This window comes from Polynucleobacter sp. MWH-UH25E (genome assembly GCF_018687095.1).
GTDB lineage: Bacteria > Pseudomonadota > Gammaproteobacteria > Burkholderiales > Burkholderiaceae > Polynucleobacter.
On the sequence record NZ_CP061286.1, the window covers coordinates 264,835 to 280,273 of the forward strand.

Sequence of the window (15,439 nt, forward strand, 5' to 3'; positions counted from 1 at the left end):
TGTCTGGTTTGATGCCTCAATTAGTACCACATCCTAAGGTCGCAGTCACTGCAACTGCAATACCCGAAGTGTTAATTATTGAGCCAAAAGTTTTTGGTGACGAGCGTGGTTGGTTCACTGAGTCTTTTAATGCGCAAGACTTTCCTGATGCAACTGGCCTAAGCGTGAACTTTGTTCAAGATAATCACTCTTTTTCCCGGCAATCGACTCTGCGGGGAATGCATTATCAGTTGGAGCATACCCAAGGCAAGTTAGTGAGAGTTGTATTGGGCTCAGTATTTGATGTGGCAGTAGATCTGCGTAAGGATTCTGCTACTTTTGGTAAGTGGGTTGGGGTAGAGCTTAGCGCTGAAAATCATAAACAACTCTGGGTGCCAGCGGGTTTTGCTCATGGGTTTTTAGTACTCTCGCCAACCGCCGAGTTTTTATACAAAACGACGGATTACTATCACCCGCAAAGTGAGGTTTGCCTGGCATGGAATGATCCAACCATTGCTATTCAGTGGCCATTGGCATCAGGAGTGTCACCCAATCTCAATGCTAAAGATGCTGCAGGATTATCTTGGGAACAAGCCCCAAAGTTTTAATGAATCAATCTAGCGCTGCCCCAAAAATATTATTAGTAAAGTTATCCTCTTTAGGGGATGTGTTACATAACTTGCCAATTGTTTGGGATATTCGGGCGCGTTTACCAAATGCGCAAATTGATTGGGTAGCTGAAGAAGCTTATGTCAATCTTTTGACCCCATTGCTTACTCGAGATGGTTTCCAGGGAATTAATCGAATCATCCCTTTTGGGTTGCGTCGCTGGAAAAAATCACTCTTTAGTATTCAAGCCTGGAAAGAGTTTTTTGCTTTCAGGAAGCAGTTACAGCAAGTTCGTTATGACGTCATTATTGAGACGCAGGGCTTATTAAAGTCAGCGCTTGTATGCGCTCTTGCGAATAAGACACCCAACGCAGTTGTAGCTGGCCTTGCCAATGCCAGCGAGTTCTCTGGTTATGAACCCATAGCCCGCGCGTTTTATAGTCAATGTGTTCAAGTACCATTTCGATGCCATGCGATTGACCGATCTCGGTATGTAACGAGCTCTGCTTTAGATTGGCTATTGATCGATCGATCTGAAAAAGTCCAGTTTTATCCGGCTGACTATCTTGATTCAATTGACACTAAGCAGACAGGTGATTTTCAGAAACCCTATGTGCTTTTTTTCCATTCAACCGCCCGAGAGGCTAAGCGTTGGTGTAATGCAAATTGGATTCAGTTGGGCAAAAGCCTGACAGAGCTTGGTTATCAGGCAGTACTTCCTTGGGGCAATCTTGCAGAAAAGCAGATTAGTCGTGAGTTAGCCGCGCAAATTCCAGGATCGATTGTTCCCAATGCATTTTCTATTGAACAGGCTTTCCCAGTGATTGCGAACTCAAGTCTTGTAGTTGGTGTTGATACTGGCTTAACACATCTAGCTGCAGTGTTAAATAAACCTACGGTTGAGATCTACTGCGATTCACCTCGCTGGAAGACAGAGGGATATTGGTCTGACAAGATCCGTAATATCGGTGATATACAAAAACCACCAACAGTGACAGAAGCTCTTGAAGCTTCTCTACATTTACTTAACGTAGCAAAGAATTAATTGCGATTAAATCTTCGTCTGTTAGGGCGGCAGCATGCGCCTTTAGTCTGATGGCGTTTAGGATAGTGTTGTAGCGTGCTTGCTGTAGTTGTGATCTCGTAGTGATCAGAGTGTCTAAAGCAATTAAGACGTCGATATTAATCAGGGTACCTACCTGAAAACCTAATTTACTAGACTCAAGAGCAGAGCTAGATGAGCGTTCAGCCGCTTCGTAAGCTTTCACGCTTGCCAAGCCACCATAGAAGCCAGTAAATGCAGTACGAGTGTTTTGTGCCGCAGTACGACGGGCATTGTCATAGTTTGCTTTGGCTGCATCCACTAGAGCAGCATTTTGACGAATCACAGCGCTATTGAAACCTCCTGATACAAGAGGAATATTCATTTGCAGAGCAATCGTATTGTTATATACATTGGTGTTGGCTGGCGTATAGCTATTTGGCGTTCCATTAGAGGTGTTGTAGCCAGATGTTCCCACTAAGTTTAGTGAGGGATAGTTCAGTGCTTGCGATGCACGATAGGTGCTCTCAGCAAGGCTTACAGAAAGTTGATTGGCTAATACGTTGAAGTTAGCGCTTTCTGCTTGATTAATCCAATCCTCTAGAGTTTGTCCAGGAGGAAGTTGTGGATTAACACTCTCAGCAACCGGGGTACTCTTGGGATCTTTACTCTTGGAGCGTGGATCCTTTAATACGCCATCAATCTTTGCTTCTTTAACGAGTGGACGCAGTGGCCCAACGGGATGTCCAACCAGTTGTTCTAAGGCACCTTTTTTGACCACGAGATCTGCTTGAGCGGCGATCTCTTGAGAGTTAGCAAGATCAAGTGCAGCTTGGGCCGTATTCACATCCACAATAGTCGCGAGACCAGCATCAAATTTAGCTTGTGCAGCATCTAATTGTTGCTTGATAAGCCCTTTTTTATTGCGATAAAGCTCAACGTTATCTTGACTCGTGAGAGCATCAAAATAAGCCTGTGAAACTCGAATAATCAGATCTTGCTGCGCTAAATAAAAACGCATATCAGCGATCTTGGTATTGAGATCTCCCTGCTTAAATGCTTCTAGTGCGCCTAAATTGAAGACGGGTTGGGTGAGGGTGACCGTGTAGTTCTTCTGATCAAAGACGCGTGAGTTACCTGGACCTGCTGCTACAACGGTTTGTCCAACGCCATGCTGGTAATAGCGCGTGCCACCAGGTGTGGCATTGGCTTGCGGCAAGAGTAGGGATAGACCTTGCCAGTAGAGCTCTTTACTCGCTTGGTAATTAAAGCGTGCCGCATTTAGTATAGGGTCGCTAAAGGCAGCATCTTGGTAAAGCTGAATCAAATCACTGAGTTGCCCTTTTTGCGCATTGAGGGTGTTCTCATTCACGCTGGATGGGGCACCGTTTGTTGGCAACGCTGGTTTGCTTGGTGCAGGTGCAATTTGTGGCGGTTGCTCCAAGCCAATCAAGGACGAAGCGCTAACTGGTATGGGAAGGGCTGGCTTTGCTGCCGCATTAGGGCTTTGCCCAAATGCCATAGGTTGCCAAGTGCTGAGACCGAGCGCTTGCCCCAAAATTAGACCCATGATTGTCAATCTGGAGGGGCGGAAGCGGTTTGGAGTCATTAAATTCATTAATTCTTAAAGTGCATGAAGTTTAAGGCTAAATGGCTGCTGTAGCTTATTTGGGTCTTATTTTGCCAAATATATGTTTCGTCTTCACAACCCTATAAAATTTGCCTATGGATCTTATATTGTTGCTAAAAGCAGTCATTCTAGGTGTTGTAGAGGGATTAACAGAGTTTTTGCCGATCTCTAGTACTGGCCATCTCATTTTGGTGGGGGATTTGCTGGATTTCAATGACGACCGAGGCAAGGCCTTTGAAGTCATTATTCAGTTTGGTGCGATTTTGGCAGTTTGCTGGGAGTTCCGAGAAAAACTCCTGAAAGTTATTCTATCCTTGGGAAGCAGCCCAAGTTCACGACGTTTCATACTTAACCTCATTATTGCCTCTATCCCAGCGATGGGGCTCGGCTTTCTTTTTAGTAAACATATTAAGGCCGTGCTTTTTTCCCCAATTCCAGTTGCTAGTGCATTTATTGTGGGTGCTTTAATTATTTTTTGGGCTGAGCGCCGTCAAGAAAAAAATACCAACACGAATGCTCGCATACATTCAGTGGATGATCTTTCCTATTTAGATGCATTGAAGGTGGGAATTGCGCAATGTGCTGCTTTAATTCCAGGAACCTCTCGCTCTGGCGCAACCATCATTGGCGGAATGTTATTCGGTCTGCCACGAACTGTAGCAACGGAGTTTTCTTTTTTCCTGGCCATTCCGGTAATAGGTGGAGCAACAGCCTACGAGCTGCTCAAGCTCTGGAAAAACCCGGTTGCTATCTCAGGAGACTTTAGCCTTGCTATTGTGGTTGGTTTTGTAGCAGCTTTTATTTCAGCGTTTATTTGTGTTCGCTGGTTGATTCATTATGTAGCACACCATAATTTCATTCCATTTGCTTGGTATCGCATTGCATTTGGCTTGCTAGTGCTTTTCACATCCTATAGTGGCTTAATTGCCTGGTCTCATTAATTAACAGAAACTGGACTTTTAATATGGATGTATCAATAGACGCGATCACTAATAATATTCAGCTCGCATTGGCGCCTGTATTTTTATTAACTGCTGTGGCTACACTTTTGAATGCTATTTCTGCCCGACTGGCCAGAAACGTCGACAGAATGCGAGCGATTCAAAATACGCTCTACTCCGGCGAGCCGAAGGAGGGTAGAGTTTTAGAGCATATGCATCAAGAAGCGAATGAGTTCAAGATTCGTGGCCGCCTTTGTACTCTAGCGATATTCTTTGATGTGTTGAGTGGTATATTGATTTCACTGACAGTTCTAGAGCTCTTTTTCTTTCAAGCTGGCGCCGTACGCTCACTGCAAACCACTTATGTCATTTGGACCTTTGTATTGGGTTTGATATCCTTTATGACTTCTTTATCTGTTGTATTGGCTGAGGTGGTGTATGCCTACCGCTCTGCGGGTTGGAACTTTCCTAAACAATATTAAGTTTTCAAAAGTAACTTTAATTAGACAAAAACTATGAACAAAATCCTCATCACCGGCGGCGCAGGTTTTCTCGGGTCACACTTGGCCGAAAGACTTTTAAAAGAGGGTAATGATGTGCTGGTGGTGGATAACTACTTCACGGGCTCAAAAGCAAATCTGGCTCATTTACTGCCTAATCCCAATCTCGAGCTCATGCGTCACGATGTGACCTTCCCGCTCTATGTAGAAACGAATCAGATCTACAACCTCGCTTGCCCTGCATCCCCAGTGCACTATCAGTACGACCCCGTACAAACAACGAAGACCAGTGTGCATGGCGCGATCAATATGCTCGGTCTTGCTAAGAGAACTAGGGCGCGGATCTTGCAGGCTTCTACTAGCGAGGTTTATGGCGATCCAGAGGTACACCCGCAACTTGAGGAGTATTGGGGAAGGGTGAACCCAATCGGTATTCGTTCTTGCTACGATGAAGGCAAGCGCTGTGCAGAAACCCTCTTTTTTGACTATCACCGCCAGCACAATCTCGACATCAAGGTCGTCCGCATCTTTAATACCTATGGCCCACGTATGCACCCCAATGATGGCCGAGTGGTCAGTAACTTTATTGTGCAAGCACTGCAAGGCAAAGACATCACGATTTATGGCGATGGCCACCAAACCAGAAGCTTTTGCTATGTCGATGATTTGATTGATGCCATGGTCAAAATGATGAACTCGGAGAAAGGTTTTACAGGCCCAGTCAATATTGGCAACCCAGGTGAGTTCACCATGCTGCAGTTGGCTGAAACAGTTCTAAAACTCTCGGGCAGTAAATCGAAGATCATTCATCAACCCCTACCATCGGATGACCCAAAGCAACGTCAACCCAATATCGAGCTTGCTAAACAAAAGCTTGGTTGGCAGCCCAAAGTCAATCTAGAGGATGGTCTTAAAGAGACGATTGCGTATTTTAGGAAGATTGTGAAATAGCTTTTATAGATAAGTTATTGGCAATATCTCTCTGTGAATAATAAGTTACTCTTTGAGTTTGTTAGGTACAAAGAATGGGACCGTCTTGGTGGCGCATTTACTGAATTTGCTCAACCTCTGAAGATTCAAATTTCTGAGGAGAGGTTAGCCACCATTGCCGTTGGGATTCAGTGGCGCTTATTAAGCAAAGATTCTTGTCAATTTATTTTTAATTCTTCGATACACCATGATAAATACCTTATTTGTGTCGCTAGACTTGCTCTAATATTACCCCTAATTAAAGCATTCCATTTATCGAGTCATTATCTTTCGGGAGAAATATTTATTAGCCTTGATGATTGGGCTCAGGCTTCTGGTTTGACATTTTGCTCTAATAGACAAGACTCAGTCTTAATTCCTGATGGAGATTTTCTACATAGTTATGGATATCGTCAGACTATGTTGGATTTTATGGTGAACTCTCCTCCCTGGGCCATGCGTAAACCAGTCGCATTTTGGCGTGGCAACACTACTGGTGTTAGGCAAGGTGAATCATGGAGAGACTTGCCCAGAATTCAGTTGTGTCAAATTGCCAGACAATCTGAGTCCCAATCTCTCTTTGATGTGGGTATTAGCGCTTTTGCGCAGGTTTCAAAAAAAGAGGCTAAAGAGATTAAGGCGGCAGGATTGGTAAGGGATTTTGTGCCCATTACGGATTGTGTGCGTTCTAAATATCAGATCGATATTGACGGTAATTCGAATGCTTGGTCTGGATTATTTCAAAAATTGTTATCTGGCTCAACGGTATTAAAAGTAGATTCTCCAAATCAATTTCGACAGTGGTATTACGATAAGTTAGTGCCATGGGTAAACTTTGTTCCCGTAAAATCAGACTTATCAGATCTGGTTGACAAGGTTCATTGGCTGATTGCGCATGATGATGAGGCTCAAAAAATTGGGCTAGCAGGCAAAGAACTTGCTCTTAGCCTTTCTTATGAATCAGAGCTCAAAAATACAATTCTAAAAATAAATAAGGCACTAAAGCACATTGAAGAGTGATCTAATAACTAGTGAAGCTGGTCGTAAATTCGAACGCATTCGTTCTTTCGTTCTGCGAGCAGGAAGAACAACTGCCGGTCAACAGCGCGCTATCGATGATTTGGGCCCTCGCTTTCTCATCCCTTATCAAGATCAGCCGTTAGATTTAGTGAGATTTTTTGATGGCTCAACCAAGCCTAAGATTCTAGAAATCGGTTTTGGTATGGGCGAGACCACAGCTAAGATTGCTGCCTTGCGAAGTGAAGAGGATTTTTTAGCAATTGAGGTTCACTTGCCTGGAGTGGGCGCGCTATTAAAGCTGATTGGAGAGCAAAATCTCAGCAATCTACGCCTCATTCGTCATGATGCAGTTGAAGTTCTAGAAAATATGATTGCCCCAGAATCTTTGGACGGCATCCATATTTACTTTGCTGATCCTTGGCATAAGAGGCGTCATCATAAGCGTCGCCTCATTCAAGAGAAATTTGTCAAATTACTGGCAACGCGTTTAAAGCTAAATGGCTATCTGCACTTAGCAACAGACTGGCATAACTATGCTGAGCAAATGCTCTTAGTCATCAACGCTGAATCAGCCCTGCAAAATACCTCTAGTCATTTGATCAAGATTGAAACCTTTGCTGCTGAAGATATTGCTACAACAGAAGAGCTTGCAAAAGGCTTGAACGAATTTAAACCCACGGCTGAGCAGTTGGCCATGAGTCATCCAGGCTATGTAGAGCGACCAGGCTATCGCCCAGTAACGAAGTTTGAAAACCGTGGCATCAAACTAGGCCACGGCGTCTGGGACCTAGTCTATAAAAAGAAGTAAGACCTAAAAAGCCTGTGCATAAATTAAACACGGGTTTGCAAGCTGCTTGTTTACAAGCCAACGCAGACGTACTTTAGCTCTAGATATTCATCCATACCAAAGACGCTACCCTCTCTGCCCAAGCCGGATTGTTTGACGCCACCAAACGGCACAACTTCGTTGGCGATAATACCGCTATTAACGCCTACCATGCCGTACTCTAGGGCTTCTGCTACCTTCCAAATACGACCAATATCACGGCTGTAGAAGTAGGATGCTAAGCCGTACTGACTGTTATTGGCCAACTTGATTACCTCTTCATCACTTTCAAAGCTAATAATGGGCGCTACTGGTCCAAAGGTCTCTTCATAAGTAATGAGCATGTCATTGGTGACCTTATCCAAAATTGTGGGTTCGTAGTAAGTCCCCCCTAAAAGTGAGGGCTTGCCACCGGTAACGAGCTTAGCGCCCTTACTTAAGGCATCAGCAATATGACGCTCTACTTTTTCAAATGCTGCTTGATCGATCAGGGGGCCCTGAGAGATGCCAGCTTCTAAGCCATTGCCAACTTTGATAGCTTGAATGGCTTTGGCAAATTTTTCAACAAAGACGTCATGAACTTTTTTGTGAACATAAATGCGATTAGCGCATACACAGGTTTGACCAGAATTGCGGTACTTTGAAGCGATGGCTCCAGCTACGGCCGCATCAATATCAGCGTCATCAAACACAATGAATGGCGCATGACCGCCTAATTCCAGGCCAAGCTTTTTCACAGTAGGCGCGCACTGCGCCATCAAAATGCGACCCACTTCGGTCGATCCTGTAAAGGAAAGGTGGCGGACTGTTGGCGAGGCGCAAAGTGCTTTACCAATCGCAATCGATTGATCCATATCGGCAGTCACAATATTGATAACGCCGCTTGGGATGCCCGCTCTGACTGCAAGCTCAGCGAGCGCTAGAGCTGATAAGGGCGTTTGTTCAGCTGGCTTAATCACAATAGTGCAACCTGCTGCCATAGCTGGCGCAATTTTGCGGGTAATCATCGCATTAGGAAAGTTCCAGGGTGTGATGGCTACGCAAACCCCTATGGGCTGCTTGAGAACCATAAAGCGCTTATCACCCCAAATAGTTGTTGGTATCGTTCCTGAAACACGCTTTGCTTCTTCTGCAAACCACTCAATAAAAGAAGCGCCGTAGACAACTTCGCCAGTAGATTCGGCTAGAGGTTTGCCTTGTTCTAAGGTCATTAGTACAGCAAGATCTTCTTTGTTTTGCAAAATAAGATCAAACCATTTACGCATGAGGATGGCACGCTCTTTGCCAGTCATGCTCTTCCATTTCGGCAGGGCTTGATCAGCCGCAATGATTGCTTTCTCTGCATCCGGGGCACTCAAGTTGGCAACCTGAGCAATGATTTCTCCGGTGGCTGGATTATTGACGGGGAAGATCGCATCAGAGCTAGATTTGACCCATTCGTTATTAATAAAGCCTTGCTCTTTAAATAAGCTAGGATCTTTGAGGAGCTTACGAATATCTGTTTTTTGCATGATGAACTTTTCCGATCGGGGTATATGCATTATTCAGATTGATTTTATCCCCAGAAATAAAAAACCTCACAAGTGCTGCCTTGTGAGTTTTATCAAATGCAATCTCCTGCTAAAACAGTCTAATCAGCTTTAGTTTCGGCGACCCGGAGTTTTTGTGCCAAGAGATCGAGGACGCCATTGACATATTTATGGCCATCCGTGCCACCAAAGGTTTTGGCAAGCTCTACAGCTTCATTAATCGCGACTTTATAAGGCACAGATAAATCGGCGGCTAATTCATAGGCACCAATCAGTAGGGCAGCATGCTCAACTGGGGAGAGTTCATTAATCGGTCGATCTAGTGCTGGGGTAATAATTGCTTCGAGCTCATCAGTGCGTTCTAGTACGCCTTGAAAAATGCCATTAAACAAATCGAGTTGGCAACGTTTAAAAGCTGGATCTTCAGCTAATTGTTTGGCGATTGCAGCACTGTTAGGTAAGCTTCCTGCACGACGTACCACTAAGCTTTGATACACACCTTGAAGAGCATATTCACGGGCACGTCGACGCGGGGTGAGAGAACGCTTAGGTGCCGCAGATTTAGCGTTATCCCCATCTTTGCTAGATTGTGATGGATTCAGAGATGATTTAGTCATATTGATTATTACTCTTCACCATCGTTCATTTCAAAATCAATGTCAGGGGTCAATGCCAATGCAAGATTAGCCATTTCCACTACGGCTTTGGCGCAGTCAGCGCCTTTCACATTGACGCGGACAGCCGCTTGCTCATCGGTATCGCAAGTGAGGACGCCGTTGGCAATCGGCAAACCAGAGTCGATAGAAATACGAGTAATACCTGAAGCAGATTCATTTGAGACCAACTCAAAGTGATAGGTTTCACCACGAATCACTGCACCCAAGGCAACTAATCCATCGAATTCACCTGTCTCCGCAAGCTTTTGAAGGGCGAAAGGAATCTCGAGTGCACCAGGAACGGTGACTAATTTAATGTCGGATTGCGCAACGCCTAAAGCAATCAATTCCTGAATGCAGGCATTAGTAAGGGCAACGCAATGATCTTCATTGAAGCGAGCTTGCACGATACCGATTCGTAAATCTTGACCATTGAGATCTGCTTCTAATACTCCTACTGCGTCGCTGTTCGATTGAGTCATGATGATCTTTTAAAGAGATGATGCTTATTTTGGTTGATAGGGAATGTATCCCGTTACTTCTAATTTGTAACCAGAAAGACTTGGTACTGGACTTGGGTTGGCTAATAAACGCATCTTACCAACCCCAATATCTTTAAGGATTTGCGCACCGATTCCATAGCTACGGAAATCGGTTTTACGAGTAAGCGTTTGTTTTACTTCATCAGAGGATTGGTTCAGTTTTTTAAATTGCGCTAACCAGTCTTGATCATTGGGGGCAGCAATGCCTGCTGCATTGAGTAAAACGGCAACTCCTGCAGGGGCGCTAGCAATCTCTTGGAGTGCTTGTGCTAATGGCCAAGAATGGGTGCTAACCTGAGAATCTAAAAAGTCCAAAACGGTTACAGGCTCATGTACTCGTACTAGGGTTTCTTGCGCTTCGGATGGTTTGCCATGTACTAGTGCAATATGAATGCATGAGCTTGGGGTGTCACGATAGATAATGCCCTCAAACTTACCCCATGGGGTGATGAATTCACGAACACCCTCACGCACCACAATACTTTCGTTTTGGCTACGGTATTTGATGAGATCGGCAATGCTACCAATTTTGAGTTGATGTTCTTTGGCGAACTCTAGTAGGTCTGGCAAGCGTGCCATGCTGCCATCATCTTTCATGATCTCGCAAATCACCGCTGTTGGAGAGCAACCTGCCATTGCCGCAAGATCACAGCCGGCCTCTGTATGGCCAGAGCGAATCAATACACCACCAGGTTGCGCCATCAGCGGAAAAATATGACCAGGCTGTACTAAGTCGCTTGGTTTGGCATTCGGTGCCACAGCAGTCTTAATGGTCAAGGCGCGATCTGCAGCAGAAATACCAGTAGTCACACCAGTAGCTGCCTCAATCGAGACGGTGAAGTTGGTTCCCATGGAGGTGCCGTTATCGCGCACCATCAACGGTAAATTGAGCTGCTGGCAGCGCTCGCGGGTCAATGTCAGGCAAATGAGCCCACGACCGTGTTTGGCCATAAAATTGACTGTTTCTGCGCTGACATGATCAGCAGCCAAAACTAGATCACCCTCGTTTTCGCGATCTTCTTCGTCCACGAGAATGACCATGTGGCCAGCACGAAGCTCGGCAATGATTTCTTCTGTGGGGGAAAGGGTATTTGGCATAGCCATGTATTTTAAGCTGAGCAGGCGATTATCGTTAGTCTCCGACGGCATTCTTCTGCTTATCTGACGGTAAGACCCTCTGAGTCCTGTTTTATTAGCCTTTGGGGCTCTAGAAAATGCCATATGAGCCTCAACACCCAAAACCCAGCGAATGGATTTATCTTGCTCGAGGTATTAGTGGCGATGAGTCTCATTTTGGGTGTTTGGATGATTTCCATTGGCGCTTATCAAGGATTGGCTCTTCGGTTTAAGCAGCAGGAGAGCAAACGCTCCCATCTTAGGCAGACTTTTGATAGCTACGAGCTTGCAGAACAAGTTAGGGTTAATAACGCCAATAACAAGCAAATCAGCCCACCCAGTAGTCCCAATATTTCCATTAAGGATGTGAAGCATGAATCTTCTCGAGTGTCTGGTCGGAATCGCGCTTTGCACCCTGCTAATAAATCCACTGCTAAAAATCAGCGCTGATTTGTGGGTTAAGCAAATGGAGTATGAAAAATCTCAAGCTCTCACTTCAGAAGCGGAGCGCGCATTGGAGTTGATTGGGCGCGCTATTCGGATGGCGGGCTATCGAAATATGAAATCAGCTCAAGAGATTGCAAGCAAGAAAAATATCAAAAATTCAATTGAGATTCAGAAGGGTGCCGGTTATCAGGGATCTGATTCTTTACTTGCGAGACACGAGTTATCAAATGAAATCGATTTTGATTGCATCGGAAATGTATTAACGAACGATCGCACAAAACACAACTTAGCCTTGCAAGGTTTTTTAGTGGAAAGGCAAGCTGGCTTACCAAAGGGGGCGAAAATTAATGGTGGCTCACTAATGTGTCAGTCACTAGATCGTCAGGGCCGAATACAAAACACTACCCTGATGAACGGTATTAATCACTTAAAGATTGATGAACTAAACCCCTCTATAAACCAGGGCCAAAGGGCCTTTAGGATCAAACTAGAAATGACCGATGGAGCTTCTTTGCAGAAGACATTCATGCGCACCTTCATCACCAGAAATCTCCCATGATTTTGGCTTGGGTGATGTCATTATTACTTTTGTGTTCGTCTCTCATTATTTATCTTGAGAGATTAACCAGTCTGCGTGCGCTTGAGACAAAAACAATTGAGTATGCACAAGAGCGATTTATGTCTGCAGAGAGATCAGTTCTTGAATGCGAAGAAAATATTACTAAGGTATCTGCATTAATGGAAAATCACTGCTTCATTCAGTCTGTAGGCAAGGGCTTATGGCTGATTTCTAGTAAAGAAAAACCGAGTATTCACCTACATGTTTTGGTAGATGAAAAATTAGGTGTGATTACCCGCCTAAATTGGCGTCAAGCATTTGAATAAAATGCACCAACCGGAGTCAGGGGCAAGCTTGCTGGAATTAATGGCGGTGATGTTGATTATTGCTATTGCCACAACTGTCACGATGCCACTACTGCAAAAGCAAACTGCCTCTCGCGAAATCGAATCAGTCGCCAGAAGATGGATTGCTCACGCTCAATTTGCGCGTCAGCATGCATTGCACTTGGGTGAGTCTATGAGGATTGAACCTCTCTTGGACGGCAAGTGGGACGGTGGCTGGGTCATTAGTAGTGGTTGTTTAAGTAAATTTAGCAAGCCTGATTGCGTGAGCAAAGTATGGCTTTCTCAAGGGAGAATTGACCCCATCTTTTTTCGGGGTGGGGGCAGATACTTTATGGATCCCCATACAGGCAAAACTGGAATTCTGTTTAATGCTGCAGGGGCTGCTAAAACAGCTCAGGGCGGTTTTGTTGCCAATCGTCTGGTATTGGGCCACCAAAGGTATCCGGGCTTAGAGCGCCAGCTGATATTGGGCAGTGGTGGGCGTTGGCGAATCTGTGACCCTGCCAGAGATACAAAGCGTTGCCATTGAATGGTTTAATAGATGCATGTATACCGCTGTTGATCACCAATGGATGGGCGAGGCATTAGCCGAGGCTCAGAAAGCACTCTATTTGTCCAACCCCAATCCTCGGGTGGGTTGTGTCATCGTGAAAGATGGGCGTGTGATTGGTCGAGGATTTACGCAACTTGTTGGTGGCCCTCATGCAGAAGTCCAGGCGCTGGCAGATGTCAAAGCGAATGGAAATGATTCTGCAGGCTCAACTATCTACGTGACTCTAGAGCCATGTAGTCATACTGGACGTACGCCACCTTGTGTTGATGCATTGATCGCTGCAAAGCCAGCCAAAGTAATTGCAGCAATGAGTGACCCAAACCCATTAGTTTCTGGAAATGGTCTTGAGAAATTAAAGGCTGCTGGTATTGAAGTGCAATGTGGCTTGATGGAGTCTGAAGCAAAGCAGTTGAATCGCGGATTTATTTCTCGAATGACTCGAGGTCTGCCTTGGGTGCGTTTAAAAATTGCGGCAAGTCTTGATGGAAAAACTGCCCTACCCAGTGGCGAGAGTCAATGGATTACTGGACCGTTGGCGAGAGCCGATGGCCATCACTGGCGAGCCCAAGCCTGTGCAATTGTGACTGGCGTTGGGACTGTCAAGGAGGATGATCCCACTCTCAATGTGCGCGATGTTGGAACACAACGCCAGCCTTGGCGAATTATTGTGGACTCCAAGCTAGAGACACCACCGAATGCGAAGATTCTGGAAAATATTGACCAATCCGGTGTAATCATCGTTTGCGCAAACTTGGATAGTCCAGAGGGCCAAGAAAAAGCAAAATCTTTTAAAGCAAGAGGCATTGAGGTCGTTGCGATGGCTAATGCTTTTGGAAAGGTGGATTTACCTAAGCTTTTTGCATATCTTGCTCAAGAGCGCGAGATGAATGAAATTCACATCGAGGCCGGCTTTAAGCTAAATGGTTCGATGTTGCGAGAGGGTTGCGTAGATGAATTGTTACTTTACTACGCACCATTCCTGATGGGCGAGGGCATTGGTATGGCTAATGTCTCTGCCTTGGCTTCATTAAGTTCGCGCCAAGACTGGCAAGTCATTGATCAGAGCTTGATTGGTGACGACTTTAGGCTTAGGCTGATGAAGCGTTAATGACACTGAAGATACACACTAAAATCACTACATGTTTACTGGAATTATCACTGCCGTAGGTCAAATCAAAAGCACTCAAGCAAAGGGCGATGGCTTGCACTTAATCGTTGAGGTGCCCTCAGGTTATTTGGATGATGTGGCCCTTGGCGATAGTATTGCCATTCAAGGCGCTTGCATGACAGCGACGCAATTCAATGGCAATACTTTTGCTTTGGATATTTCTCGCGAGTCTCTTAATAAAACGGTTGGACTTGATCAAGTTGGCCCAGTTAATCTAGAAAAGGCACTGCGTTTAAATGATCGACTTGGAGGCCATCTAGTTAGCGGCCACGTAGATGGTATTGGTAAGGTAGCCCACTTTGCCCAAGTTTCTCAAGATGCTCATGGCTCTTGGTTATTGAGAATTGAAGCGCCAAAAGTGTTAGCGCCATTTTTGGCCTACAAGGGCTCTATCGTTGTGAATGGTGTATCGCTCACCGTCAACAAAACAGAAGACACTACTCAAGCTTGCATTGTCGATATCAATTTAATTCCGCATACCTTGCAAAGCACCACACTTGGAAATCTGAAACAAGGTGATGCAGTGAATCTCGAGGTAGATCTGATAGCGCGTTATGTAGCGCGGATGCTTGAAGCTCAGGTTAAGTAATCCCAAGAACACTAATAATTTAGGCCTAATTGAGGGTATGCTTAAGCCATTCTGAAGGCGAGGTTAAATAACCCCATTGATTATAGTCCCATTTTGGGACTATAATACAACAATGAGGGTCATTGCTAAAAAATGCTTAATAAAGTTTTGGGCCAAACACAAAGATTCTGAGCAGCCTCTCAAGGCTTGGTATGACGAGGCAATCAGTTCAGTGTGGCAATCACCCCAAGATATTAAAAATCAATATCGAAATGCCAGTTTTGTTGGTAAAAACAGAGTGATTTTTAACATCAAGGGGAATGACTATCGGTTAATCGTTGCTGTTGCTTATCGTTTTGGAGTGGTTTATATAAAGTTTGTTGGAACGCACGCCGCTTATGATCGAATTAACGCAGAATCAGTGGAGATAGAGTAACT

The 15,439-nt window shown here is 45.0% G+C and carries 19 protein-coding genes; 14 read left to right on the top strand and 5 right to left on the bottom strand.

What is annotated here, in order from left to right; all coding sequences use genetic code 11:
* The first annotated feature begins 11 nt into the window (after positions 1-11).
* Positions 12-587 (top strand): dTDP-4-dehydrorhamnose 3,5-epimerase, encoded by a 576-nt coding sequence (gene rfbC / locus ICV39_RS01395; RefSeq protein WP_215390130.1) that lies wholly within the window; start codon positions 12-14, stop codon positions 585-587.
* The gene (waaC, locus tag ICV39_RS01400; RefSeq protein WP_215390131.1) at positions 587-1,633 is read left to right on the top strand and encodes a lipopolysaccharide heptosyltransferase I; all 1,047 of its coding nucleotides are present in this window, start codon (positions 587-589) and stop codon (positions 1,631-1,633) included. Before rfbC ends, waaC begins: the two co-directional genes overlap by 1 nt.
* Here waaC and ICV39_RS01405 read toward each other — a convergent pair.
* Complete coding sequence (locus tag ICV39_RS01405) at positions 1,614-3,248, bottom strand: TolC family protein (protein WP_251372699.1); 1,635 nt, start codon at positions 3,246-3,248, stop codon at positions 1,614-1,616. The genes waaC and ICV39_RS01405 overlap by 20 nt on opposite strands.
* A gap of 107 nt (positions 3,249-3,355) precedes the next feature.
* Here ICV39_RS01405 and ICV39_RS01410 point away from each other — a divergent pair, with 107 nt between their 5' ends.
* The 5 genes from ICV39_RS01410 to trmB are packed head-to-tail and all read left to right on the top strand — an operon-like array spanning position 3,356 to position 7,498.
* On the top strand, positions 3,356-4,201 hold the full coding sequence (locus ICV39_RS01410) for an undecaprenyl-diphosphate phosphatase (RefSeq protein WP_215390132.1): 846 nt from the start codon (positions 3,356-3,358) through the stop codon (positions 4,199-4,201).
* A gap of 23 nt (positions 4,202-4,224) precedes the next feature.
* Positions 4,225-4,683 (top strand): DUF2721 domain-containing protein, encoded by a 459-nt coding sequence (locus tag ICV39_RS01415; protein WP_215390133.1) that lies wholly within the window; start codon positions 4,225-4,227, stop codon positions 4,681-4,683.
* Between the two features lie 33 nt (positions 4,684-4,716).
* Positions 4,717-5,652, top strand: coding sequence for a UDP-glucuronic acid decarboxylase family protein (locus ICV39_RS01420; RefSeq protein WP_215390134.1), 936 nt, complete (start codon positions 4,717-4,719; stop codon positions 5,650-5,652).
* 33 nt (positions 5,653-5,685) lie between these two features.
* Positions 5,686-6,690, top strand: a complete 1,005-nt coding sequence (locus ICV39_RS01425) for a glycosyl transferase family 90 (RefSeq protein WP_215390135.1) — start codon at positions 5,686-5,688, stop codon at positions 6,688-6,690.
* Entirely contained in the window at positions 6,680-7,498 is an 819-nt protein-coding gene (gene trmB, locus ICV39_RS01430) for a tRNA (guanosine(46)-N7)-methyltransferase TrmB (protein ID WP_215390136.1), read from the top strand. Before ICV39_RS01425 ends, trmB begins: the two co-directional genes overlap by 11 nt.
* Positions 7,499-7,548: 50 nt before the next feature.
* On the opposite strand, the gene ICV39_RS01435 is transcribed toward trmB, so the two are convergent.
* From ICV39_RS01435 to ribBA, 4 genes are all read right to left on the bottom strand, one after another.
* Complete coding sequence (locus ICV39_RS01435) at positions 7,549-9,027, bottom strand: NAD-dependent succinate-semialdehyde dehydrogenase (protein WP_215390137.1); 1,479 nt, start codon at positions 9,025-9,027, stop codon at positions 7,549-7,551.
* A 119-nt stretch (positions 9,028-9,146) separates the two neighbouring features.
* On the bottom strand, positions 9,147-9,662 hold the full coding sequence (gene nusB, locus ICV39_RS01440; protein ID WP_215390138.1) for a transcription antitermination factor NusB: 516 nt from the start codon (positions 9,660-9,662) through the stop codon (positions 9,147-9,149).
* Positions 9,663-9,670: 8 nt separating this feature from the next.
* A complete protein-coding gene (gene ribH, locus ICV39_RS01445) occupies positions 9,671-10,183 on the bottom strand; it encodes a 6,7-dimethyl-8-ribityllumazine synthase (RefSeq protein WP_215390139.1) in 513 nt (170 codons plus the stop codon).
* Positions 10,184-10,207: 24 nt separating this feature from the next.
* Positions 10,208-11,341, bottom strand: a complete 1,134-nt coding sequence (gene ribBA / locus ICV39_RS01450) for a bifunctional 3,4-dihydroxy-2-butanone-4-phosphate synthase/GTP cyclohydrolase II (RefSeq protein WP_215390140.1) — start codon at positions 11,339-11,341, stop codon at positions 10,208-10,210.
* A gap of 123 nt (positions 11,342-11,464) precedes the next feature.
* On the opposite strand from ribBA, the gene ICV39_RS01455 reads away from it, so the two are divergent.
* The 7 genes from ICV39_RS01455 to ICV39_RS01485 all read left to right on the top strand — a co-directional run bounded on the left by ICV39_RS01455 (position 11,465) and on the right by ICV39_RS01485 (position 15,437).
* Complete coding sequence (locus ICV39_RS01455) at positions 11,465-11,809, top strand: hypothetical protein (protein WP_215390141.1); 345 nt, start codon at positions 11,465-11,467, stop codon at positions 11,807-11,809.
* Positions 11,733-12,365 (top strand): hypothetical protein, encoded by a 633-nt coding sequence (locus ICV39_RS01460; RefSeq protein ID WP_215390142.1) that lies wholly within the window; start codon positions 11,733-11,735, stop codon positions 12,363-12,365. The genes ICV39_RS01455 and ICV39_RS01460 overlap by 77 nt, the downstream gene beginning before the upstream one ends.
* Positions 12,366-12,379: 14 nt before the next feature.
* Positions 12,380-12,691: a hypothetical protein gene (locus tag ICV39_RS01465; protein WP_251372700.1), complete on the top strand. Its 312-nt coding sequence runs from the start codon at positions 12,380-12,382 to the stop codon at positions 12,689-12,691.
* A 1-nt stretch (position 12,692) separates the two neighbouring features.
* Entirely contained in the window at positions 12,693-13,241 is a 549-nt protein-coding gene (locus ICV39_RS01470) for a GspH/FimT family pseudopilin (protein WP_251372746.1), read from the top strand.
* 16 nt (positions 13,242-13,257) lie between these two features.
* Positions 13,258-14,373, top strand: a complete 1,116-nt coding sequence (ribD, locus tag ICV39_RS01475) for a bifunctional diaminohydroxyphosphoribosylaminopyrimidine deaminase/5-amino-6-(5-phosphoribosylamino)uracil reductase RibD (protein ID WP_215390144.1) — start codon at positions 13,258-13,260, stop codon at positions 14,371-14,373.
* Positions 14,374-14,404: 31 nt separating this feature from the next.
* Positions 14,405-15,022 (top strand): riboflavin synthase, encoded by a 618-nt coding sequence (locus ICV39_RS01480; RefSeq protein ID WP_215390145.1) that lies wholly within the window; start codon positions 14,405-14,407, stop codon positions 15,020-15,022.
* 112 nt (positions 15,023-15,134) lie between these two features.
* Positions 15,135-15,437 carry a type II toxin-antitoxin system HigB family toxin gene (locus tag ICV39_RS01485; RefSeq protein WP_215390146.1) on the top strand — a complete coding sequence of 101 codons (303 nt, stop codon included), beginning with the start codon at positions 15,135-15,137 and terminating at the stop codon, positions 15,435-15,437.
* The last annotated feature ends 2 nt before the right edge of the window (positions 15,438-15,439 follow it).